1 protein-coding gene is annotated in these 249 nt (G+C 39.4%); it reads left to right on the top strand.

Features of this window, described 5'->3' with window-relative positions:
• Positions 1-249: hypothetical protein (locus L1S35_RS13275; RefSeq protein ID WP_236401475.1), on the top strand; the 249-nt coding region annotated here is incomplete at both ends.

Below are 249 nucleotides of genomic sequence, written 5' to 3'. Positions count from 1 at the left end.
GCAACGTTTACTATCGAAGATACTACTGCTCCAACTATCAACACTGCTGCAACTGACTTAGTTGTACAATGTGATGGTGGTGGAAACACTGAAGCTTTACAACAATGGATTGCCAATAATGGTGGTGCTTCAGCTTCTGATATCTGTTCAAATGTAACTTGGACTAATGATTTCAATGCTTTAGCTAATGATTGTTCAGCTGCTGTAACAGTAACGTTTACTGCTACCGATGATTGTGGTAATGCTACA

This window comes from Flavobacterium anseongense (assembly GCF_021608185.1).
Classification (GTDB): Bacteria; Bacteroidota; Bacteroidia; order Flavobacteriales; family Flavobacteriaceae; genus Flavobacterium; species Flavobacterium anseongense.
Note: the sequence above shows the minus strand (reverse complement) of the source record. Positions and strands in the feature narration are given on the sequence as shown.